Origin of the sequence: Bacillus mobilis (assembly GCF_001884045.1) — a bacterium.
In the GTDB taxonomy this organism is placed as follows: Bacteria; Bacillota; Bacilli; order Bacillales; family Bacillaceae_G; genus Bacillus_A; species Bacillus_A mobilis.
Window position 1 is genome coordinate 89,284 of the sequence record NZ_MACF01000070.1, and the last position, 22,805, is coordinate 112,088.

Below are 22,805 nucleotides of genomic sequence, written 5' to 3' on the forward strand. Positions count from 1 at the left end.
AGGGGGAATTATATGGTTTTACAGTATAAAGAATTTGGAGATTCAAGCTCTCCACTTATGGTGTTTATTCATGGGGGTGGAGTCAGTGGATGGATGTGGGACAAACAAATTAAACATTTTACTAACTTTCACTGCCTTGTTCCTGATTTACCGGAGCAAGGAAAAAACAGAAGTAAAGATCATTTCTCAATAAACTTTAGTGCTAAAAAAATCATAGAACTAATTGAAGAAAAAGGACAAGGTAAAACTGTTATAGTAATTGGTTTTTCATTAGGCGCTCAAGTATTAATTGCTATGCTCAGCATGAAGCCACACTTAATTCAATATGCTATGGTAAATAGCGCATTAGTTAAACCAATTCCTTTCGCGAAAACATTTATAAGCTCTCTTAGCTTAACCCACTTCCTAATAAAGAGTAAGACATTTTCCAAAATACAAGCAAAATCAATGTACATAGATGAAACACAATTTGATAACTATTATCATGAAAGTTGTCAAATAAGTAAAAATACATTTGTAAGGATATTAGAAGAAAACATGTCATTTACAATACCAAAAGGTTTCAAGGATGCTAATAGTAATATATTAGTAACTGTTGGAGACAAAGAAAAACGAATTATGAAAGACTCGATGAATGAAATCCTTGAAAGTAATACGAATTGTACAGGTATTATCATTCCTGAAATTGGTCATGGAATCTCTTTGGCAAATCCTATACTATTTAATACTTTAATTGAAAACTGGCTCGAACATGATATTTTGCCGGAAGACTTAATAATCGTCAATTAATTTCTATACATTATTACTAATCCAAAGACCTAATAAAAAGGTCTCATTATTTACAATGAGACCTTTCAATCTTACTTATCTTTTACGACGTACTACAAAAACACACGCACCTACCGACGATACAATCGCTAAAATAGATAAGACAATTGCTATCAATTGCATATTACTAGTGCTTTCATTCTTTTCTACACTAGACACTTCACCATGTTCACCTGTTAATGACGTACCTTTTGCAATTGTAGTAAGTGAATGTGGTTTTTCAGCTTTTTCATCGCCTGTCCATTCAACAATTTCTCCATCTTTATATTGTTGGTATGCATCCCAAGCTATTTTTTGTTCTTTATCCGGATTTTTAGCGACAAAAGTAAATCGCTGGAACTGACCAGGTAAAATCCCATCTCCCGTTGCTTCCCACACTACAGTTTTAACTTTTCCAGCATTATCTTTCTGCTCCTCCACTTTCCATCCTGGCACGGGTTCATACTGTTGAAACTCCACTCCAGACGGTATTTTCAGTGTAACTTTTGTCGTTGCCACATTCTTTTCAACCGGTACTTTTATCGTGTAAGTCTCCCAAGAATTAACGTCCGAAGTCGCTGGTTTCACAGTGACGTGCGCACTAACCGGTAACGAAAAAATGCCCATTGCAATTATTGTTGCGATCATTGTCGTGCCAATTTTTTTTATACGTTTCATTTTATTAACTCCTTTTTATTTATACCTTCTCTTTATCTGCCGCCTACTATAAATTTATAATCCGCATCAAAGCTATCAAGAGATTTTGTTAATCCGTGCACTTGTATATTCCAGTTTCCTGTCATGTTAATATACATACCTTCCGATTCATATTCTCCTGGTGAAACGGCCGAAACTTTAAATGAGCCTTTTCCCATGTTCATATCCAATGATTGCGTAGTTAAAATAATTTGCTCCATATCAGTAACAGGTTGTCCGTTCTCATCCTTTAAAGTAATATGGAATGTATTTTTTCCTACTTTATTAGGACTTACATGTAAAGTAAGTTCATATCCATTATCTAATTGTTTACTTTCTGTAAAAGGTCCAGTAGGTGGCATCGGCGGTGTTTGTACGTTTGTCATAAAAGCTACGATTACGAAAATAATAATTCCTATGATAAACTCTACTTTCACCGTAGCGCCTAATCCTTGCTTCGCTCTCATTTTCCCTTTCACATAATGAACAATTCCCAATATCCCCATGAAAATGAATAAAAGTATTTTTGCTAATAAAGCTAATCCATACTTCGTATCAAATAACGAGTGGATTGTTGGAATAAAAAATGTACTGTTAAAAAGACCTGTTATTAAAATCACGATGACAGCACCTGTTGCCCACGGTGAAAAACGCTTAATCATATCCCAATACACACTCCACTTGTCATCCTCTTTACGTAAAAGAAGAATAATGGTTGATAGACCGCCAATCCATAATGAAGCTGCGAATAAATGTAGAAAGTCCATAACGACAGCAATTTCTTTAAACTTTAAACCATATGCGTGACTATTAAAGGCTTTCATAACAAGTATCCCAATAAACAATACTATCGGAATGCTCCATACTTTAAACGACGATAGCTTTTCACACTTCAGCGCAAAATACGTAACGATTATAAGCAAACTAATAAGAGCCATTTGAGTGAGCCATACGTAACTAAAAACAGAGAGCTGTAATGTTTCTTTTAATAGTAAAGGATCGAATACTTCTAGCCATGAAACATCAGCATTTATTTTCGCTTGCAATGGTAGATTGAATAATAAACTAATGAATATGCCAATTAATGAGATCCATATAATTTTTTTACTTCTTGATCGAACCGAGATTGCATTCCCTTTATACATAATAAGATTAAAGAATAGCACTCCTATAAATAGTGAGAAACTTGTATATAGAACGCCACGTTCCATAATCATATCTATTTGCGGGACATATCCCATCTCTTCTACTTGTATATCGTCTGCTCCCGCTTCTGCTGAGCCAATTCGAAACGGAATCACTCCTTGAATAGGATGACCGTCAGCTGAAATCACTTTCCACTGAATAGAGTAGAGTCCGTTTTTCAAGTTTTCTTTTAACCCTGCTTCTAATAATTTTTTATTTTTCTTATCGATATGAGCATTTTTTAAATCTACTCTTGTACCTGATGTATCTCTTACAAACAATGTATTAAAATGCGAAACTTGTATATCCTCATCAAATTCAATTTTCACAACAGCTGGTGCTTTCTTCAACGTTTCATTTTCAGCAGGGTTGGATTTCACAATGTACGCATGAGCAGATGCACTTTTTGTTATCGATATAATAAGCACACATACAATGAATAGCCATGCCCCTAACCTTTTCATTACTTTCACAATCATTTCACTTCTTTCTTACTCATCGCTATACTTCCATTCCTTTAACTTCCCAAGTTCAATTCTCCGGCGAAATATTAACCTGATTAAATATAAATTACTATACAGTATAACTCTTTATTTCTCTCTCACCTCTAAACTTCCAATAAAATAGTAACTACCTTCATAGATACAACTTACATTTTTAAAGTCGATTGTAATTATATCATAAAATATATTTATGTAAGTTCCTGAAGAAGAAAAGTTATCGTGAATCATTTGTGAAGAAAGTGTGAAATACATAAAGTAAAACTTTTATCAGTCGGTGTTTTTGTTCCCCCCTAATTATTAGCCCACGCCAGTCAGACCTTTACGGACAGGAAGCTCCCACCTAACTCTCTCATATTCGCAGACTTTTGAGGTGGTAGTCTTATCGCTCGCAAATAGCCGAAGAAACAAAAAAGGCATTACGTTATTACGCAACACCTTTTCTTAATACAATTCTTTTACTTCTCTTCCAGATAATCACCATAATCCATGCTCATTTATTTTGTATCTGCTGTGTTAAGATAAAATAACCTTCTATCATGCTTATTAATGGGAAGTGTATGCTCGAATACCTTGTTCTTTAAACATTTTATGTTTCTGCATATCCTAACCCTATTTTTAAATTCCACTTTCTTTTATAGGATTAACGCTAATTATTTCCAATAAATCTTTTACCCTTTTATCATATGTATGTTCAATTAGTGTTCTTCTAAATCCTTCCATCGCAATTTTATTTCTTTGTGCTGGATTTTCCAAATACCTTTCTGCTTTCTCTATAAAATCAACCGATGAAGTAAATGTCTCAATTTGCACCCCTGGAATATAGCACTTTTCCAAATCTGAACGAATATCCGTCATTTGAAAAGCACCTGTACTAGCTATTTCAAATGTACGATTATTAATGGAACAAGCATTTATTTTTACTCTATTTATATTAAATGTTACATCCTCTATCGATCGATGTATATTCATGTTAATTTTACTTTTTGTATAATATTCCATACTATTTTTATAAACCAAAAATGGTAAAAGTATAATCTTATCCTTCAATAATTCATAGTTTTTTAGTCTATCCCAGTTACATCCTATAATTAAGGTGTTTTTAGTCACTAAATACTCTGCAATTGAATCAATAAACGCTAGCCGATTATCAAAAGCAGTCCCTATGAAACTAATATCAAATAAATAATCCTCTTCCGTACGTATCGGCGTATATGCAGGAGGTTCTGCCGCTAAAGGCAAGTAATAAACATTATCACAGCCTAAATCTTTATAAAAATCAATACATCCTGTATCTTGTGTAAAAACATAATCATAATCAAGCACTAAATTTTTTGTCACATCTGTAAAGTAAGGATCATCTGTAAGCCAGAGTGCAGTCGTAAAATTATATTGTTTTAACTCTTGAATTCCCTTACTTATTCCTTCTTCAAAACCATGGAATACAATAATGAGTGAGGGCTGTATCTTTAAAGCTGTTTTCACCAAATTTTTGTATGTTACCATCGTTACATTACCAATTGCTTTTTTCAAACTATTAAATATTGATTCCTCTAACACTGGAAAATATACAGAAGCACCAGATTTAACAAATAATACGTTAAAATTTTCAGCACTATATGAAATCGTCACAAATAGCCACGCTCCAATACATGTAATTAACTATTTATATTATATTGTATTACCTAAAAATATATAGTTGGCTACAAATTAGTCTCCCCTGTAACCTATTGCCGCGGAAGAGGAGCATAATCAGCTCATTCTACATCTTTATATAAGGTATGACTTTCTTATAAAATGTATAACTTTTTTGTCACCTCACACAAATACAAAAATAAAAAGGAGTTACATTATAATGTAACTCCTTTGCTTAAGGTTGAACTTTATTTCTCTTCCGGATAATCACAATACTCAATGATTGTTCCCTCTGTATCCGCTGGGTTAAGATATATTAATCTTCTGCCGTGTTTATTAATTCGAAGTGTATGCTCTAACGTTCGAATACCTTGTTCTTTTAACTCTTCTAAAGCTACATCTAAATCATCGACACGATATGCAACGTGATGAACGCCTTTACCTTTTTGCTTTATAAATCGAGCAATTGGTGAAGTCGTATTATTCGTCGGTGCAAGTAATTCAATTCTATCTCCATCCACTTCAAGAATGGCTACTTCGCTTTCCACACCAGGAGCTTCACTTACGTAACGATCTATTAAAGTTCCTAATAACACATTTTCATAAAAACGTATCGTGCTATCTATATCTCGAACTGCGATGCCAATATGATCAATTGTTTTTTTCATTTTATTTCCCCTACTACTTTATTTTCTTTCATTATTAATAGTAACAAAAAAAGTTATAGAAACAAGTTCTATAACTTTTTTATTTACCCTATTTTCTTATTCGCACTAGCTGTTGGTTGAACTTCATTTTTTACTTTCACAATACTAATGCCGTATCCGATTAGTCCACCAATAAGTGCTGGTAAAATCCAACCTAGTCCAACTTCATGCATTGGAAGTAACTTAGTTAGAATATCGTTCACTACTGCCAATTTCATACCAGCTGCATTTAATCCATCAAACATACTTACAATAAATGTTATTAATAAGCTACCTTGATACACTTCTGCTCGTCCTTTAAACAATGGATGAAGGAGTGTTAAGAAAATTAATACGATTGCTAATGGATAAATTGCGATTAATACTGGAACAGAAATTGCGATTAATTGTGTTAAACCTACATTCGCAACAACTGCACTGAACACTGATAATACAATTGCAATCTTTTTATATGAAACGCTTGGGAATAACTTATGGAAAAATGAAGAACAAGCTGAGACTAGTCCAACACTAGTAGTTAAACATGCTGCTATAACCATAATCCCTAATATAATTCCGCCGTATGACCCGAAATAATAGTTTGAAACTTTTGCTAATACTGCACCACCGTTATCTAAGTGGCCAAGTTTTGCAACACTTGAAGCTCCCATAAATGAAAGTGCTGAATAGATTATTGCTAAAATAGATGCAGCAATAAGTGTTGCTTTTGCACAAACAATCATAATATCTTTTTTCGTTTTTGCGCCCTTTTCTTTAATCGCATTTATGATGATGATACCAAATACGAATGATGCTAACGTATCCATTGTTAAGTAACCTTCTTGGAACCCTTTAAAGAACGCATGTGATGTATACGCCTCTGCAGGTGCTTGCATTTCTCCCATTGGATGAATAAAAGCAAATGCTACTAAAATTCCAATGAACGTTAATTTAATTGGCGTTAAGATTTTCCCTACAATATCGACAATTTTCGCGGGATTTAGCGAAAAAAAACAAGTAATGCTAAAGAATACAATTGTAAAAAGAATAAGTGCTGTAGAACTGAAACCTTCTGTCACGAACGGCTTAATACCAATTTCATAAGAAACGCTGCCTGTTCTCGGAATAGCGAATAACGGACCAATTGCTAAATATAAAACTGTCGTAAATACAATTCCGAATACTGGATGCACGCGACTTGCTAACGATTGTAAATCCTCTTTACCTGAAATACCAAATGCTAATACTCCTAGTAACGGTAAACCAACACCAGTTACTAAAAATCCAGCGTTAGCAATCCATACATTCTCTCCTGCCGATTGACCAAGCATTGCCGGGAATATTAAATTTCCTGCTCCAAAAAATAGTGCGAATAACATTAAACCAATAACTACTATGAACGAAAACGGTACTTTGTTCGTCATAATATAACCTCCATTCCAATCCTTTTATCTCATTTCCATTTTTAACTAATTGAATTTTCTGAATATTTAACTTAAGTATCAACTATTCTTGACCTCATTATAGTTTGAAATATAATATTTTGCAATACTATTTTCAAACTTTTCTTTTATTTTATAAATATACATTTTTTAAAATAGAAATAGACTAAAAAAACAACATGGTCATCCATGTTGGTTTTTTACATTTATTATCAATTAAAATTTCGCCGCTACTTTTTTAACGTTCTCTAAACCTTCTTCAACAATTTGTTGTGAACGATCTGGATATTGATTGTGTCCTTCAATTACAACCGTCTCTGGGTTTGTAATTCCCCAGAATCCAAGTACAGTTGTTACATAATTAACTGCCATTTCCATAGGAGCCATTTGTTCTGAAGAATAATCTGAACCTCGCGCACCTAATACAACGACTTTCTTACCACCAGCTAAACCTTCTGGACCATTTGCAGTATATTTAAATGTTTTTCCAGCTTGAGATAAATATGAAATATACGTAATTAATGGTGCTGGCACTGTGAAGTTCCATAGCGGGAACGCAAATACAACTTTATCAGCTTCTAAAAACTGATTTAAATATTGATCTACCGTTGCTACAGCCTTCTCTTCTTCTGCTGTTAATTCCATTCCTTGACTACGTTTATATCCACCTGAAATAGCGATATTTCCGTAGTACGGAAGATCTAATGCAAATAAATCTAACTCCGTAATTTCTGTATTTGGGTTCGCTTCTTTATAAGCACTTACAAATGTTTCATACATTCTTGAACTAACTGCTTGCTCCGCTGGACGATCGTTTGCTTTTACAAATAATACTTTTGACATTGTTTTATTCCCCTCTACTTTTGTATTTTCTTCTTTTTTACCAAATAACGAGCTAAATAATCCCATTTTCTTCACCTAAACTTTCTTATCATATTCATTATTCATCATCATAAAAATTCTTATTCTAATAAAAAGTTCCAATTGATACCTTAAGTAAAGATACCCAAAACTTTTTGTTATTTAATTACCTTATGTAAGTGATTGTAATACAAATCACTTACTTTAGTCAAGTAACTTTAAATAAAAAATAATATCTCGAATTAAAAATAAAACCCAAATACAATTTAAACACCCATTGTACTTTTTTGTTTGTATAATGAATGTAGAGAGGGCAATTCATATTTAGAAAGGATTTACTCATGAGCACTATAGAAAAGATTCAAACTTTTATTATTCTTTTTGCTGTTACATGCGGCATCGTACTCGGACAATTTAATTTGATACATATGTATGCAGAGCAATTTATTGTCCCCTTCTTATTTTTCATGCTGTATGGATTATTCCTCAGCATTCCATTGAAAGAAATAAAAAATGGATTTCGTAATTTAAAATTCGCTGGAACGAGCCTTACCATTAATTTTTTATGGACACCTTTACTCGCTTGGGGATTAGGAGCACTATTTCTTTCAGATCATCCGGCACTTTGGGTTGGATTTATTATGTTAATGGTTACTCCATGTACAGATTGGTACTTAATCTTTACTGAAATAGCGAAAGGAAATGTAGCACTTTCTACTGCAATTTTGCCTGTAAATTTAATATTGCAAGTACTACTCCTTCCCATTTATTTATTTTTATTTGCTGGTGTCATGAAGACTGTAGCTGTTTCTGTTTTAGTAGAAAGTATTGTTATCGTAATCGTCTTACCATTTATACTTGCACACGCTACAAAATTCATTATGAATAAAGTGAAAAAAGCTGAAACACTCGAGAATAAACTCATCCCGTTTTTCAGCTCTGCTCAAATTGTATTTTTAAGTTTAGCAATCGTAGCAATGTTTGCATCACAAGGAAAATATTTACTACAAAATATGAATGTCGTTTTACTATTACTCATTCCGGTTCTATTGTTCTTCATTATTAATTTTGTACTAGGACAATTTATCGGACGCATAATGCGTTTATCTTATAAAGATACAGTAAGTCTAAACTTAACAACATTAGCAAGAAACTCACCTGTTGCACTCGCTATTGCCGTGACGGCTTTTCCAGACGAACCTCTTATCGCGCTTGCACTCGTTATTGGTCCGTTGATTGAACTGCCAGTACTTGCTTGTGTTTCACAAGTGTTGTTGTTTATTAAGAAAAAACAGCGATATACATAACAAAAAACGTCCTACTTTAGGACGTTTTTTTATTGTCGAGAAATCATAGAAGTAACGATAATTATCAGCTCTAAGAATTTTTTGCGCTATAGAAAATTAACTTGTCGTTTCATTAACCAAGTCTTTCTAATTAAAAATTATAGGAAAAGTAAATATTACGAAAGCTGCCCAAAGTCCGTAGATTGGCAAATACTTCGTAACGGCGTCTTGGATAGCTGTCGATCCTGATTTGTTTTGTAGAAAACGCATATAGGAGAACATAATCCAAATAAGATTTGCCCAGATCAGTATGTTTACACCTAAAACAGCAAGTCTATTAGGTGTAATCCCGTAAGAAGAAAGTCTAAATACGATAGCTGACAAAGCTACAGTATCAATAATAAGTGCCAAAGCAATTAAGGCAACGTTTATATAATCTGAAATGCTCTTTTTCTCGTCTGACTCACTCTCAACGATAGAAAATATAGTAACAGCCAATACACCAAGTAGTATTACGTTGAAGGCCATGAGGAAATTACGATCCAAGAATGGATTTTTCGCGACCAAAATTACCGTTATAAGATAAATAAACAATGTGATCAGGACGAGAGGACTAAAAATTTTAGCTATATATGGTGTAATATTTTTAGCAAATTTAAGATTCAATGATACTAAGTATGCAGCCACTACAGCGAGAGCGGCAGCTCCAAATAATACAACATTACTAAAATAGAATTCTCCTATATCCAAGTCAACGAAGCTAAATAACTTCATGGTGAAAACTGCTAATATCATTCCGCTCACTGCCATGCTCGCGTAGAGAAGAGCATATTCTAAATTAAATTTAATATACGCTAATCTTGTACTGCCTTTTGAATATTCATTTCCCGTAAATGCAAGTCCCAATAAGACCCATAACAATATAGGAAGATGTAAATAAGCAAGGATACTGCTGTCTTTATAATTTAAGGGCAACATATTAAGATACAACCCGGCAATTAGGAACAACGCTCCAAGGAAATAAATAATACTTTTTTTCGGAGTATTATTGTAAATAAAATAAGCAGCGATAAAGGGCATTACACCAAAAGCCAAGTTAATTGGAGCAATTGCTTCCTGCTCAACAAAGTGGAAAATAATTCTAGTGCTTAGCCCAGCTAGAATAGCTAACATGCCCATGAATAAGAAACCTTTTTGAAACAGTGATATTTTTTCTTTATTTGCCGTCTCCTTGAAATTCAATCTTTCATACCAAGCTGCTAGCACCTGAGAATCAGGTTTTTCATCCCATGCTTGTGAGAATGACTTTTTAAAAGCTTTTGGGTCTTTTCTATACATTCTCTCCAACTCATGAGGGTTATCCATATTTTCAATAATCAAATTGTTACTGTCCATATTTATACCTCCTCTAATTAAAAAAATAAAGTTGTTACCTTTTCAAAAAAGCACCACACTTATTTATTATGTTTTTGATTTTAATATAAAGTTTATTGATTTACAATAAATATTTATTATTTAAGATGATATTTTTATTGCATATTTCCACAAAAATCTGTATAAACTACTCTCAGTTTCTCTTAATTATTTTTTCCTCTTATATAAAATAAATGGTAAAGATAATATAAACGCCCTATTTAAATACTATCTTTTCAAATATTTTTTATCGTTAGCATACAAAATAAAAAAGCATGACATAAAATTGTCATGCTTTTTCAAACTTAACCTTTTATTTGTTAAAACCACTTAATTCTCAAACACAAAATTAATCTTATTATCTTTCCACTCTAGCTTCGCATCAAATGTTTTCTCGCCCTTTGTAAAACCTTTAATTAAATCGGTCTTTTCACCTTTTAGGAGCTTTGTCATATTCTTTTGCGAAATTGTTTTACTTAATATCTTCTTTGAGATAGTAAAATCACATTGTGTCGTGTTGTAGTTAGAACAACCGTAAAACGTTGACTTATCAATCACATCGCCATCACACTTTTTGCAGCTACCTACCTTTTTACCTGTTGTAAATTTCGATCCTTTTCGCTCAATCGACTCAACATGTAATCCAGTGAAATCCCATTTCTCCGACATTTCCACTGCATCTTCAATAATTTTAGCTGATAGCTTTTTCGTTTGCTCCATAAATGTAGCTGGTGATGCTGTGCCTTCGCCGATTTCCGCAAGACGCTGCTCCCATTTCGCTGTCATTTCTGGTGAAGCTAGTATTTTGTCTCCGATTGCGGTAATTAATACTTTCCCTTTATCGGTTGCATACACTTGGTTCTTCTTCACATCTATATATTTACGGTCTTTCAGCATCGTAATAATTCCAGCGCGAGTTGCCTCCGTACCTAAACCCTCTGTTTTCTTTAACACTTTCTCAAGCTCTTCGTTCTCTAAATACTTACCTGCCGTTTTCATTAACGTAATAAGTTGTCCTTCTGTATAACGCTTCGGTGGCTGTGTTTTTCCTTCTTTCACTTTCACCTTTACAACTTTCCCTTGTTCACCTTCTGCGACAATTGGAAGAATTGTTTCGTCATCTTTATCATCTTGGAAAATAACTTTACGCCAACCTTCTTGAATTTGCTGTTTTCCTTTTGAAATGAATTCAGCCCGTTCATCTACAAGCGTTGTAATCGTTGTGTAGTCAAAGATTGCTACTTCATAATGCGCCGCAATCAGTCTTCTTACGATCATATCGTAAATTTTCTTTTCATCACCTGATAGTTTGCTTGGATTTGTAACTTGCTCTGTCGGAATAATAGCGTAGTGATCTGTAACTTTTTTTTCATTCACATAACGCTTATTATTCATAATCGATTCAATTGGTGCTGGCAATAACCCTTTATATTCATCAAACTGACTTAACTTCTGTAAAATATCAGGGAACGTCGCTGCTTCTCCTTGTGTAACATAGTTAGAATCCGAACGCGGATAAGAAACTATCCCTTTTTGATATAGTGCTTGTGTTATATCAAGCGTCTTTTTCGGTGAAAATTTAAAAGCTTTATTAGCTGTCGCTTGCAGTGCTGATAAATTAAATAAAAAAGGCGGCTGAAACTCTTTACGCTCCGTTTTCATTTCTTTTACTACAGCCGGTTTCCCTTGGCAAAATGCCGCAATTTTATTTGCCATATCAGGGTCTTGTAAGCGGGATTCACTATCCTTCTCCCATTTCCCCTCATACTTCTTTCCTTCTATATTAAAGGTTGCGAACACTTCCCAAAATGGCTCAGACTTAAAGTTTTCTATTTCTTTCTCACGCTTTACAATCAACGCTAACGTTGGTGTTTGTACACGACCAGCGGAAAATACATCGTTCATTCCTTTTTTCTTTAGCAAAATACTAAAGACACGTGAAGCATTCATACCAACAACCCAGTCCGCACACGACCTTGTATACGCCTCATAGTACGTATTAATTGTATCTGCTTCATCTAGTAAATTTTTAAATCCCTGGTATATAGCTTGTTTCGTTAAAGATGAAATCCAAAGACGCTTCATCGGCTTTTGCACGTTGCAAAGGTTAATAATATTTCGTACAATCAATTCCCCTTCACGCCCGGCATCGCCCGCGTGAATAATTTCTGTTACCTGTGGATTATGTAACAGCTGTTTCACAACGTTAAATTGCTTATACTTTGACTTTGTTACTTCAAATTGAAAACGCTCTGGAATCATTGGTAACGTATTAAGTGACCATTTTTTCCACTCTGCGTGATAATGCTCTGGATTACATAACTGCGTCAAATGACCAATTGCCCATGTACAGTACGCTCCATTTGGAAATAACTCATTCGCTTCTACTTCTAAATATCCATCTTTCCGGCGATATTTAAACTGTGAAACAAGAGCCAAACCTTGATCTGGTTTCTCGGCAATAATTAATTTCATTTTATAACTCCCTATTCGTATTCCAGTGTTACTTTCATTGTCTATCTGTTTAGAGGCGATGATAAAACAACAATCTTATTTATCATTCGCGGGTTACCCCGGGTAATGGGATAACTATAATATTATACGCTTATTCTTTATGTGTTCACAATAGAGATACTCACATATTATTTCTCCTATAATTAAAACAATATAAATGTGAATTCAATTGTACAAAAGTTAAACTCTACAACCATATCACTTTTTTTCTACTGACATAAGCTATTATAAACTTGAAAAGGATGATGATAATATGAAAAGTCTAGTAAGTATACACGACTTATTAGCAATTATAGAGCATACCGAAGGCTGGTTATCGCCGCATGAGCAATTTGCTCAATTACACTTATCTTCAACGCTAGATCACTTAGACGGAGATATAGTTGAAATCGGTTCCTATAAAGGAAAAAGTACAATTGCCTTAGCTCTGGGAAGTTCTCTATTGAGTAATAAAAAACGTCCAATCTACGCTATTGATCCATTCCTTGATTGTTATTACCCTTCATTTCAGTTCAACATAAATTACCACGGACTACAAGATTTCGTTATTCCAATAAGAAAGTTTAGTACACAAGCTTACAATGATTGTCCTAAATCTATCGCCGCATTATTTATTGATGGTGATCATGAATATTCTAGTGTGAAACACGACATCACTCATTATGTATCACGTGTTGTAAATGGTGGGCTCATTCTATTTCACGATTATACCGAGCAGTTTCCAGGAGTTATCAAAGCTGTAAATGAACTTTGCAATAACTCTGAATACAACATTGTTTTAACTTACGACCACCTTGTTATCATTCGAAAAACAAATTATTAAGCTCTGTTTCATTATCTTGCTTACTATCCTAACTCCTATTTATTCACAAAAAAGATGTTCAAAAGTGGACCATCCTTTCCATTCATTTTTACTATATATATTTCTCTCAAAGTAATAATACTTTTTCCCTCTGTAACTAATATGATCGTAATACTTTTTTACAGATACTCACCTACTAAAAGAACACATCACTATTTGAACATTATATCGAACTCACCTCTAATAAATTGTGCAGATAATATGCAGATATAAATAAGCATAAGTACTCTCCATATGAACATATGATGAAATGAATGATAGGACAGGGAGGTATCATAATGTTCGCTTACACATTAGCCGCCTTAACACTTTGTTGTATCTCGATTCTTATTACATCATACATTTCTAAACGTAAGGGTACCCTAATGGAGTATATGGTATTTATTATGTCTTTTAGTATGAGTACGGGTTTAAGTATCGGTTTTTATTTAGGTATTCTTTTTAAAGGTGAATTACTATATTCTACTTTGCTTGCGATTTTGATTAGTAGTTGTATCGGTTTTTTAGTCGGTCTACGTTTTCACCTATTCACTGCTTTAGAAGGAATGTTCTCTGGCTTAATGGCAAGTATGATGGGCGCAATGATTACAGAAATGTTAAACGCTCAACAGGCTCATAGTATACTGTTCATTAGTCTCTTACTTACTATAACGATGACTATGTCCTGTGTGATTCAATTGTTATCAGAGAACTTTTCTACTTTTATCCAACGGCGTTTTTTGTTATTACTTTCAATTAGCGTAGTAATTATCGTTGCCGTATTCGTAACATTCCCAGATCATACTCTCCCACCTTCACCCGGGCATGATCAACATATACATTAACACTTGGAATATAATCAACTTTATAATTAGCAGATGCTTTCCGAAAAAATATCGCGGTTTAAAATGAACAAAATAAAAAGACGCTCAAACTTGAGCGTCTTTCCCGATCATTATTTCGTAACTGCTTCATCTTCTTTTACTTTTACATTCACATTATTTTCTCTCATAAACGCTTCAATCTCTTCAACTTCTCTAATGATATCTTTTGACAAGTTTTCATGTCCGTCTTTCGTTACAAGAATATCATCTTCAATACGAATGCCAATTGCTTCTTCTTCAATATAAAGACCAGGTTCAATTGTTATAACCATACCTTCTTCTAACACTCTCTCTTTATATGTTCCTACATCATGTGTATCTAAACCAAGGAAATGGCTGACACCGTGATAATAGTATTTCGATAACTCTTCGTCTTCTTGAATTAAACCAATTGCTTTACACTCTTCTGCCAGTACCTTTTTTGTATGCTCATTTAATGCAGCAAACTTTACTCCTGGCTTAATGAGTTTCGTTGTTTCTTTCAATGCTTTTAATACAATATTATACATTTGTTTTTGGCGACTAGAGAATGTTCCATTTGCCGGGAAAGTATAACTAATATCAGCATTATAGTAGTCTTTTTGAGCGCCTAAATCTAGCAGTACTAAATCACCATTTTGAATTTGTGCATCATTATCTTCATAATGAAGAACTGTAGCATTTTTTCCACTTGCCAAAATTGTATTGAACGCATGATGCTTAATGCCAGATGATTTCAGTGTGAAATCAAACTGAGCTTCTAACTCATACTCCATCATGTCAGCTTTTGCATGCTTAAGTACGTTGTAAATGCCCTCTTTCGTTACAGCAATCGCTTCTTTAATAATTTCAACTTCTTCTTCTGTTTTAAACACTCGTAATTCACAAATATTCGGATATACATTACCAATTAAAACGTGTGGATACTGTTCTCTTACATGTTTAGAAAATGCTAGCGTTTTTGTCTCCGTACCATTCCACTCACGACGCTCTAAATCTAAATATAGATGCTTCACATTTTCTGTAAAAAGTATATTTGACATTGTCTTTTCAAAGCTATCTAAATATACAACTTTCTTTATACCTGAAATTTTCTCTGCTTCTTCGTTAGAAACTGTTTTACCGACCCATTTTTCCATTACTGGATCTGACTTTTCAATGAAAAGTGTTTCTTCTACACTATTTCCAAACTTCTTCAACATGAAAATAACATTCGGTTCATCAATTCCTGTTACATAGTAAAAATTTCGATTCGGCACAAATTTATAATGTGCATCCGCTGACATATGAGGTGCTTGTCCAGCGAATAAAATAGTAATAGATTCATCTGGTAATGTGTTTACTAATCGTTCTCTATTTTGAGCAAAAAATGTTGATTTCATAATAATCCCCCTAGCGTTCTATGTATACTTTTAAATCTAATTATCCAATACAATTCATTCTATTATTGTTATAATTTTTCGTCAATTAATAGTACTCATGAAGAAAGGAAAATTTTCATTACTAAGGCCCCTTCCAATCAAAATTACGCATACTACTCCACAATTTCTTGACATTTATTCCATATACTTAAAATCTCATATATAGGAAAGGAGCTACAACTTTGAAATATTATGTAGCAACAGGATTAGCAATTACTTCTTTATTCATAATTTCAGGATGTTCTAGCAACACCGAAACAGCACCGGCGAAGAAAGACACGGTGCAATCTCAGCCAAAACATACAGAAACAGTAAATACGAGTCCGCAAAACTTCTATAAGGAAACTACCTCTGGCAAAATCGAGCACATTCATGGAATTGGCTATGCAGGAAATATGCCTGGGGTTTCTATCGCCACTCATAGCGGGATAAAAGTTTACCAAAATGGAAAATGGCTTGAAACTAAGACTGAGCTACATGATTATATGGGATTTCAAGCAACGAAGAACGGATTCTTTGCCAGCGGTCATCCTGCACCAGGCGCAAATTTTAAAAATCCTTTAGGGTTAATGAAAAGTTCTGATGGCGGTAACACCCTTGAAAAGCTAGCATTCTATGGAGAATCTGATTTTCATAACCTTGCTGTCGGATACAATACGGAAGCTATTTATTTATACAATGAGCGTCCAAATTCTAAATTACAACAAGGTTTTTATTTCAGTACGAACAACGGACAAGATTGGAAAAATAGTAAGTTAAAAGGTCTTTCAAGTACGATTCATGCCTTTTCCGTACATCCAGATCAAGCTAGTGTAGTAGCGGTAAGTACGAAAGACGGTGTTTATTTATCTACTGATTACGGAAATACATTTGAACTATTCTCTACATCACTTGAATCGACAGCAGTTACATTAAGTAATGAAGAAGTTATTTACGCCCCTATCAATAAGCAAATCGTAACGAAGAAATCAATTGCTACAAATGAAGAGACAAACATACAAATTCCAGCTTTAGATCCTAAAGATGCAATTATGTACATATCGCAAAACCCTCAAAATTCAGCTGAAATAGCATTTGCTACAATGAAAGCTAATGTGTTCCTTTCTACAGATGAGGGTAAAACGTGGAAGCAGATTACAAAAGAGGGAGCATTCCAATTTAATTAGAAAGGTGAATATAACGTGTTTTCAACAATTAGTGAATGGAGCTATCAACTCATGTCTCCTTTAATGGATGTCGCGAATGCTACGAAATCAGTACCTCTTTTATTTGCGTTTTTATTAGGCGTAGTAGGTACTCTTGCTCCTTGCCAATTAACAGGAAACATTAGTGCTATTACACTTTATGGCAATCACTCTTTACAAAAAGGACATACATGGAAACATATATTGTTATTCATTTTAGGAAAAATAATAGCTTTTACAACGCTTGGACTATTCGTATGGTTTTTAGGAAAAGAGACTCAGCAAATATTAACTTTGTACTTCCCGTGGTTACGAAAAATAATTGGTCCTTTATTGATTTTGATGGGGCTAATGTTAGCCGGTATTATAAAGAGCAGAAATTTCTTCTCGATCAAATTTATACGAAAACAATATGAAGTTGGCTCATTTTTACTTGGATTCTTCTTTTCCTTAGCTTTCTGTCCGACTATGTTCGTTCTATTTTTCGGAACGCTAATTCCTTTATCTTTCTCATATAATTATGGTTACTTGTTTCCACCATTCTTTTCGATAGGAACTGCTCTCCCTATCGTTATATTAATGTTCATCATCTCCTACCTTGGATTAAATGGGGCACTACTTAAAAAGAGCCGAAAAATAGGAAAAACCATTCAGCTTATAGCTGGAATACTACTCATTTTAGTTGGGCTCTATGATACTACTCTATATTGGTAATACATACAAAAGGTAAGCTACAGTGAAATGAGCTTACCTTTGTATCATTTTATTTATTCATTTTTTCTTTTGTTGTAGTTGGCTTAGTAAATTCATAACAAACGCCAGAAACAGCGGATCATTCTCTTTTCTAGGTGACCACTGCATAATAAGTTGCCGTGGAATTCTAATTTCTATCGGTTGCACAATGAAATCATTAATAATTTGCTTATGTAGTCCTGATACTGGAACAATTGTTATACCGTTAACCTGTAAAGCAAGTGCTAATGCTGAACTAATGGTCTCTGATTCCATCACTTTATTAACTACTATTTCATTTTTCGTCAAATATGGTTCAAGTACTTCTTTACAACCAGAAAGCGGCATAATAAAAGGATAATTTTTCAACTCTTTAATAGTAAGATTAGGTGGAACAAACTTTGAAGAAACCATAACATACGGATCTTCACCAATGACATCATAATGAAATCCTTGTATTAAATTTTCTTTTATAGAAATAGAAAAATCTGCACTTCCAGAAGACAACCAATCTAAAACTTCTTGGTAGCTTCCCTCTCGAACTGCAAGCACATACTGACTTTGATCAAAATTACCTAATTCGATACACTCAGCCAAACAATATACAGTAACTGAAGGGTATGTAGCTAATACAATCTTATATAAGCTTTTATTTTTCAATTTTAAAGCTGTTTCTTCAAGATTTTCATACTCGATTAGAAGTCTATCTACACAAACTAAAAATTCTTTTCCATTTTCAGTTAAAACCGTTCCTTGTCTAGAGCGATCAAATAAAGTGATAGCATATCGTTTCTCTAATTTGTTTATGATATGAGTTATAGCCGGCTGTGTCATATGTAATTCCTTAGCAGCTAAACTAATGCTATTCAAACGAGCCACGTATTTAAAAACTTTAAAATCAAAAACGTTCATTTTGTTCTCCTTATATAAAAAATATTTATATCATCTATAAATAAGCTTCATTATATTTATCAACTCACTTCATATACACTAATTATACATCATCAATATTACGAAAAAATAAACATATAAACATTAGAGGAGTGTTGATTAAATGAGTACTTACGTTTTAGTACATGGAGCATGGCAAGGTGAATGGGCATGGGAATTAGTAAAACCTCAACTAGAAGCTTTAGGTCACACCGTTATTACACTAGACTTACCTGGAAGCGGGAAAGATATGACTCCCTCCCAAAATATAACGTTAGATTCCTATGTTAATGCAGTAACAGCTACTATAAATCAACAAAATGAAAGAGTTATTCTTGTTGGACATAGTATGGGTGGAATTGTGATTACTCAAACTGCTGAACTTATACCCAATAAAATCGATAAATTAGTATATCTTTGTGCATTCTTACCACAAAACGGAGAAAGTCTTGGTAGTAAATTAAATGGAGAAACCGGACCACAATTCTCTATAAATGAGAATGACTTGACTGCTGAACTTATACCAGAGTTGATTGAACAAACATTTTTAAATGCTACAGAAGACGGCGCTATTAAAGAAGCATCTTTTAATCAAATGCGTCCTCAACCACTAGGACCGTTCCAACAAGAGCTAAAAATATCAGAAGAGAATTTTGGAACTATAAATCGGATTTATATCGAAACAACTCTAGATAGAGCGATTCCAATTGATTTTCAGCGCCGAATGAATACAGAGACCCCTTGCACGAAAATAATTACTTTTGAAGCTGATCATTCACCATTCTTTTCTAAAGCGACAGAACTTGTTAATTGCTTAAATGAGTTACGCTAAATTTCATTTAATGAAAATAGACACCCGCAGGTGTCTATTTATTATGCTAACTAGAGATTGTATTTTCTTCACTACATTTGCATGCCCTTTTGCTTCATCTCCCACTTTTTATACAGCAGTACTGTACCAAATAAAAATACCCCTGCAATAAATGAAACTACTGGTAACATTTTTATCATTTCATCAGGAAATACGAGCGGTAATAACGGAAATGCATACGCTGCTGGAATACGTACTCCAACGATTTTTAATAAAATAAGCATTAATATCATATTGAATAAAGTGACTACAATCCATGAATCAATGGAAAAATACAATAACGTTCCAACAGTTGCTGATGTAGTTAATACTAATATTTGTTTAAATGCCATTTTTTCATTGTACATCGGCTTTTGAAGTGATTCATACACGACAACTAATATTGGTGGAATAACTGCTAATTTTTCATAACCAGTTATCCAACATAAACTGATCCACACGAAATTTAATATTAGAAATACAGTCATATATTTATACTGTATATTCATTTTTCGCTCAATACCGTTGTTCAATTTAAATATAAGAACACCTACCATTAAAATAAATGTAAAAGCGAATACTGCGATAACAAATGACCATTCCGTCGCATTTGTTACTATTGGTAATAAACCTGTCGCAATAGATGGTGCTAAATTAGATTGAATTACACGTAAAAACAGCAACATCAATACAAGTGTTAAACTTACTTTCCCTAAATAGGCTATATCCATTTGATTCACCATAAAACCAATTACAGCTGTTATTGACGTTGCAATAAAGATTTTTTCTGGTTGTCTTAACCACCCTGGCTCACGATACGCCCATAAAGCAACTGCCATTGCTGCTATTTCCGGCAAAATGACTTCTGGATCATTTAATAACACACCTGCTGTTACCATTGCTAAAATAAATGAAATAGCAATCGTATATGAGATGATAGTTTCTTTCTTTGAAATTACTGCATTCATTCATACATACTCCTTTTTGCTTATTACTTCCATAATGTAAAATAATACATTTATATACCCTACTAAGGTATTGTATATTAGCATCTTTTCTATTTCAAGTATTTAGTTTTTTCATTCTTTATCCCCACATACACTTACAAAACAAGGAATGTTTCTAGGCATTGACACTTATTAAAAGATAAGTTACAATAACTATACATTAGTAAGTAACTAATGTAATTAATTTAACTAGAGGTGAATCAAATGAAAAACATTTTATTCCGTATTAACGAATTATCAAAAAAAGAAAAAGCATCTGGATTAACAGTTGATGAAAAACAAGAACAACAAATGTTGCGTCAAAACTATACAAAAACATTTCGTGGAAGCTTAGATTCCATTTTATTAAACACAAAAATTGTTGATCAACATGGTCTTAACGTTACACCAGCCGCATTACAAGATGCTCAAATACGTTTAAAATTAAGCAAATGAAATTAGCGATAAAAAAGCAATCGTATAAAACATAAAAAGAGCCGGAATTCCTATTTAGAAATTCCAGCTCTTTTTATTGTCTTTTCTAATTTAGCATATGAGCGATACATCGCAATTCTCCACGATACAATCATCGCAAATGCAAGTAAGAAAAACATTCCGCTTAACTGTGCTAAATCAATTGATTGACTTAAATATGATTTTAACGCTACTCGTACAGCCAATAATCCGACTAAAATAAATATGAATGCTTTTGACGGTTTCATAAATATATGTTCAGCCCTTATTTCGAGCTTAGTTGTTTTAATTAGAAATATAGAGAAAATAAGTCCTACGCTAATTGCCTCTATTATTTCTAACGATGTTAATCGAAACTCTGGTAAGAAGTACATCATTGCACCAGTGCTCATAAAAATTGGCGGTAATATAATTTTCTTTTTCGTTACCGGTTTTTTCGCTGCTTTAAAGCGCAGAAACATGACACCAACAGCCATACAAACCGCTACAATACTTGATAAAAGTGCTATCATACTCTCTCCACCCCTATCTATTTAACAGACTTTTTGAGCAAAATCATAAACCAAACGAGCCCGATACTTATAATAACATGACCTAATCCAGCCATATGGCTTAAACCGTTAAAGTCAGTTCCATTTACTTGTAGAAGACCTCTCCATAGCATTGTTGCGATAGTAAAGATTAATCCTACATTATAAACAACAAACCATGCACGAAAGCTCTTTGTTTCTTGTACATGAAACACTTTACATAAAGCTAAAGCAATTAAACAGAATACGAAACCGAGCACTAATACATGTGTATGCACCAATTGCAACATTGTGGATCCTTTAATTCCTTGTGCTTTCGTATACTCTCTTGCAAATACTCCTGATAATAAACCAATAATTAAGTAAATGAATGCCGCATTATATAATCTCTTCATTCTATTCCTCCTGTTGTAAACTTTCTATATTCGCTGCAATTATTTTAAGCAAAGTTTATGAACGGAATATGAACAAAATATTACATTCAATTGTTGAAAATAAAAAAGCCATCCCACAATTAATAATTGTGGAATGGCTTTTCAACTTATTTTAAATCTTCTATCGAGAAAGCGCCTGGAAGTAACTGCTCAACAGTCACTTCTTTTTCGTCGCCTTTTACATTCGTTAGTAAAACTGGCATTTTCGGTTCACAGAATTCAGCTATCACTTGTCTACAAGCACCACATGGTGAAATCGGTCCATCCGTTTCGCCTGTAATAACTAAGTAACTAAAATCGCGCTCCCCTTCTGATACTGCTTTAAAGATCGCTGTTCTTTCTGCACAGTTACATAAACCGTAAGAAGCATTTTCTATATTACAACCAGTATAGATTTTACCTTCTTTCGTAACTAACGCTGCACCAACAGGAAATTTTGAATACGGAATATATGCTTTTGCTAACATCTTATTTGCTTCTTCAATATATTTTTTCTTATCCATATTATTTCCTCCTCAAAGTAAGTGTAATTATG

The 22,805-nt window shown here is 33.5% G+C and carries 22 protein-coding genes; 8 read left to right on the forward strand and 14 right to left on the reverse strand.

The genetic code is table 11. The features are described 5' to 3' along the window. Window positions 1-12: 12 nt before the first annotated feature. A complete protein-coding gene (locus tag BAQ44_RS11765) occupies window positions 13-789 on the forward strand; it encodes an alpha/beta fold hydrolase (protein ID WP_071721755.1) in 777 nt (258 codons plus the stop codon). 75 nt (window positions 790-864) lie between these two features. On the opposite strand, the gene BAQ44_RS11770 is transcribed toward BAQ44_RS11765, so the two are convergent. From BAQ44_RS11770 to BAQ44_RS11795, 6 genes are all read right to left on the reverse strand, one after another. Further along, window positions 865-1,485, reverse strand: a complete 621-nt coding sequence (locus BAQ44_RS11770) for a YcnI family copper-binding membrane protein (RefSeq protein WP_071721756.1) — start codon at window positions 1,483-1,485, stop codon at window positions 865-867. Window positions 1,486-1,517: 32 nt separating this feature from the next. Continuing rightward, the gene (locus BAQ44_RS11775; RefSeq protein WP_071721757.1) at window positions 1,518-3,167 is read right to left on the reverse strand and encodes a copper resistance CopC/CopD family protein; all 1,650 of its coding nucleotides are present in this window, start codon (window positions 3,165-3,167) and stop codon (window positions 1,518-1,520) included. A gap of 639 nt (window positions 3,168-3,806) precedes the next feature. Continuing rightward, window positions 3,807-4,820: a CgeB family protein gene (locus tag BAQ44_RS11780; RefSeq protein WP_071721758.1), complete on the reverse strand. Its 1,014-nt coding sequence runs from the start codon at window positions 4,818-4,820 to the stop codon at window positions 3,807-3,809. Window positions 4,821-5,071: 251 nt separating this feature from the next. Further along, the gene (locus BAQ44_RS11785) at window positions 5,072-5,491 is read right to left on the reverse strand and encodes a VOC family protein (RefSeq protein ID WP_000750850.1); all 420 of its coding nucleotides are present in this window, start codon (window positions 5,489-5,491) and stop codon (window positions 5,072-5,074) included. An 83-nt stretch (window positions 5,492-5,574) separates the two neighbouring features. Continuing rightward, a complete protein-coding gene (gene brnQ / locus BAQ44_RS11790) occupies window positions 5,575-6,933 on the reverse strand; it encodes a branched-chain amino acid transport system II carrier protein (RefSeq protein ID WP_061676832.1) in 1,359 nt (452 codons plus the stop codon). A gap of 234 nt (window positions 6,934-7,167) precedes the next feature. Beyond that, window positions 7,168-7,860, reverse strand: coding sequence for an FMN-dependent NADH-azoreductase (locus BAQ44_RS11795; RefSeq protein ID WP_061676831.1), 693 nt, complete (start codon window positions 7,858-7,860; stop codon window positions 7,168-7,170). Window positions 7,861-8,153: 293 nt separating this feature from the next. Between BAQ44_RS11795 and BAQ44_RS11800 the strand changes: the two genes are divergently transcribed. Further along, window positions 8,154-9,119 carry an arsenic resistance protein gene (locus BAQ44_RS11800; protein WP_071721759.1) on the forward strand — a complete coding sequence of 322 codons (966 nt, stop codon included), beginning with the start codon at window positions 8,154-8,156 and terminating at the stop codon, window positions 9,117-9,119. Between the two features lie 126 nt (window positions 9,120-9,245). On the opposite strand, the gene BAQ44_RS11805 is transcribed toward BAQ44_RS11800, so the two are convergent. Together BAQ44_RS11805 and topB are read right to left on the reverse strand one after the other, a co-directional pair. Continuing rightward, window positions 9,246-10,493, reverse strand: coding sequence for a DUF4153 domain-containing protein (locus tag BAQ44_RS11805; protein WP_071721760.1), 1,248 nt, complete (start codon window positions 10,491-10,493; stop codon window positions 9,246-9,248). A 348-nt stretch (window positions 10,494-10,841) separates the two neighbouring features. Next, window positions 10,842-12,986, reverse strand: a complete 2,145-nt coding sequence (gene topB, locus BAQ44_RS11810) for a DNA topoisomerase III (protein WP_063260205.1) — start codon at window positions 12,984-12,986, stop codon at window positions 10,842-10,844. 292 nt (window positions 12,987-13,278) lie between these two features. Between topB and BAQ44_RS11815 the strand changes: the two genes are divergently transcribed. Together BAQ44_RS11815 and BAQ44_RS11820 are read left to right on the forward strand one after the other, a co-directional pair. Then, window positions 13,279-13,848, forward strand: a complete 570-nt coding sequence (locus tag BAQ44_RS11815) for a class I SAM-dependent methyltransferase (RefSeq protein WP_071721761.1) — start codon at window positions 13,279-13,281, stop codon at window positions 13,846-13,848. Window positions 13,849-14,165: 317 nt separating this feature from the next. Beyond that, entirely contained in the window at window positions 14,166-14,711 is a 546-nt protein-coding gene (locus BAQ44_RS11820) for a hypothetical protein (protein WP_071721762.1), read from the forward strand. Window positions 14,712-14,821: 110 nt separating this feature from the next. Here the strand turns inward: BAQ44_RS11820 and BAQ44_RS11825 are convergent, their stop codons facing one another. Further along, entirely contained in the window at window positions 14,822-16,111 is a 1,290-nt protein-coding gene (locus tag BAQ44_RS11825; RefSeq protein WP_071721763.1) for an aminopeptidase P family protein, read from the reverse strand. Between the two features lie 221 nt (window positions 16,112-16,332). Here BAQ44_RS11825 and BAQ44_RS11830 point away from each other — a divergent pair, with 221 nt between their 5' ends. Continuing rightward, on the forward strand, window positions 16,333-17,316 hold the full coding sequence (locus BAQ44_RS11830; protein ID WP_071721764.1) for a F510_1955 family glycosylhydrolase: 984 nt from the start codon (window positions 16,333-16,335) through the stop codon (window positions 17,314-17,316). Window positions 17,317-17,331: 15 nt separating this feature from the next. Next, window positions 17,332-18,048, forward strand: coding sequence for an urease accessory protein UreH domain-containing protein (locus BAQ44_RS11835; RefSeq protein WP_249024726.1), 717 nt, complete (start codon window positions 17,332-17,334; stop codon window positions 18,046-18,048). A gap of 57 nt (window positions 18,049-18,105) precedes the next feature. Here the strand turns inward: BAQ44_RS11835 and BAQ44_RS11840 are convergent, their stop codons facing one another. After that, a complete protein-coding gene (locus BAQ44_RS11840) occupies window positions 18,106-18,978 on the reverse strand; it encodes a LysR family transcriptional regulator (RefSeq protein ID WP_063260200.1) in 873 nt (290 codons plus the stop codon). 142 nt (window positions 18,979-19,120) lie between these two features. Between BAQ44_RS11840 and BAQ44_RS11845 the strand changes: the two genes are divergently transcribed. After that, on the forward strand, window positions 19,121-19,828 hold the full coding sequence (locus BAQ44_RS11845; RefSeq protein WP_063260199.1) for an alpha/beta fold hydrolase: 708 nt from the start codon (window positions 19,121-19,123) through the stop codon (window positions 19,826-19,828). 71 nt (window positions 19,829-19,899) lie between these two features. Here BAQ44_RS11845 and BAQ44_RS11850 read toward each other — a convergent pair whose 3' ends face one another. After that, the gene (locus BAQ44_RS11850) at window positions 19,900-20,814 is read right to left on the reverse strand and encodes an HPP family protein (RefSeq protein ID WP_071721765.1); all 915 of its coding nucleotides are present in this window, start codon (window positions 20,812-20,814) and stop codon (window positions 19,900-19,902) included. 243 nt (window positions 20,815-21,057) lie between these two features. On the opposite strand from BAQ44_RS11850, the gene BAQ44_RS11855 reads away from it, so the two are divergent. Continuing rightward, window positions 21,058-21,288: a DUF896 domain-containing protein gene (locus BAQ44_RS11855; RefSeq protein ID WP_000789775.1), complete on the forward strand. Its 231-nt coding sequence runs from the start codon at window positions 21,058-21,060 to the stop codon at window positions 21,286-21,288. Between the two features lie 50 nt (window positions 21,289-21,338). On the opposite strand, the gene BAQ44_RS11860 is transcribed toward BAQ44_RS11855, so the two are convergent. From BAQ44_RS11860 to BAQ44_RS11870, 3 genes are all read right to left on the reverse strand, one after another. After that, a complete protein-coding gene (locus BAQ44_RS11860) occupies window positions 21,339-21,818 on the reverse strand; it encodes a CcdC family protein (RefSeq protein WP_071721766.1) in 480 nt (159 codons plus the stop codon). Between the two features lie 17 nt (window positions 21,819-21,835). Beyond that, a complete protein-coding gene (locus tag BAQ44_RS11865) occupies window positions 21,836-22,231 on the reverse strand; it encodes a DUF2871 domain-containing protein (protein WP_071721767.1) in 396 nt (131 codons plus the stop codon). Between the two features lie 146 nt (window positions 22,232-22,377). Further along, window positions 22,378-22,773, reverse strand: a complete 396-nt coding sequence (locus BAQ44_RS11870) for a cytidine deaminase (RefSeq protein WP_000358522.1) — start codon at window positions 22,771-22,773, stop codon at window positions 22,378-22,380. Between the last annotated feature and the right edge of the window lie 32 nt (window positions 22,774-22,805).

Bases quoted from the DNA above. Each gene is read 5' to 3' on its own strand.
- BAQ44_RS11815 (WP_071721761.1), top strand. From the start codon at position 13,279: ATGAAAAGTCTAGTAAGTATACACGACTTATTAGCAATTATAGAGCAT.
- BAQ44_RS11860 (WP_071721766.1), bottom strand. From the start codon at position 21,818: ATGATAGCACTTTTATCAAGTATTGTAGCGGTTTGTATGGCTGTTGGT.
- BAQ44_RS11805 (WP_071721760.1), bottom strand. From the start codon at position 10,493: ATGGACAGTAACAATTTGATTATTGAAAATATGGATAACCCTCATGAG.
- brnQ (WP_061676832.1), bottom strand. From the start codon at position 6,933: ATGACGAACAAAGTACCGTTTTCGTTCATAGTAGTTATTGGTTTAATG.
- BAQ44_RS11870 (WP_000358522.1), bottom strand. From the start codon at position 22,773: ATGGATAAGAAAAAATATATTGAAGAAGCAAATAAGATGTTAGCAAAA.
- BAQ44_RS11765 (WP_071721755.1), top strand. From the start codon at position 13: ATGGTTTTACAGTATAAAGAATTTGGAGATTCAAGCTCTCCACTTATG.
- BAQ44_RS11855 (WP_000789775.1), top strand. From the start codon at position 21,058: ATGAAAAACATTTTATTCCGTATTAACGAATTATCAAAAAAAGAAAAA.
- BAQ44_RS11770 (WP_071721756.1), bottom strand. From the start codon at position 1,485: ATGAAACGTATAAAAAAAATTGGCACGACAATGATCGCAACAATAATT.
- BAQ44_RS11795 (WP_061676831.1), bottom strand. From the start codon at position 7,860: ATGGGATTATTTAGCTCGTTATTTGGTAAAAAAGAAGAAAATACAAAA.
- BAQ44_RS11840 (WP_063260200.1), bottom strand. From the start codon at position 18,978: ATGAACGTTTTTGATTTTAAAGTTTTTAAATACGTGGCTCGTTTGAAT.
- BAQ44_RS11820 (WP_071721762.1), top strand. From the start codon at position 14,166: ATGTTCGCTTACACATTAGCCGCCTTAACACTTTGTTGTATCTCGATT.
- BAQ44_RS11775 (WP_071721757.1), bottom strand. From the start codon at position 3,167: ATGATTGTGAAAGTAATGAAAAGGTTAGGGGCATGGCTATTCATTGTA.
- topB (WP_063260205.1), bottom strand. From the start codon at position 12,986: ATGAAATTAATTATTGCCGAGAAACCAGATCAAGGTTTGGCTCTTGTT.
- BAQ44_RS11785 (WP_000750850.1), bottom strand. From the start codon at position 5,491: ATGAAAAAAACAATTGATCATATTGGCATCGCAGTTCGAGATATAGAT.
- BAQ44_RS11850 (WP_071721765.1), bottom strand. From the start codon at position 20,814: ATGAATGCAGTAATTTCAAAGAAAGAAACTATCATCTCATATACGATT.
- BAQ44_RS11865 (WP_071721767.1), bottom strand. From the start codon at position 22,231: ATGAAGAGATTATATAATGCGGCATTCATTTACTTAATTATTGGTTTA.
- BAQ44_RS11845 (WP_063260199.1), top strand. From the start codon at position 19,121: ATGAGTACTTACGTTTTAGTACATGGAGCATGGCAAGGTGAATGGGCA.
- BAQ44_RS11800 (WP_071721759.1), top strand. From the start codon at position 8,154: ATGAGCACTATAGAAAAGATTCAAACTTTTATTATTCTTTTTGCTGTT.
- BAQ44_RS11825 (WP_071721763.1), bottom strand. From the start codon at position 16,111: ATGAAATCAACATTTTTTGCTCAAAATAGAGAACGATTAGTAAACACA.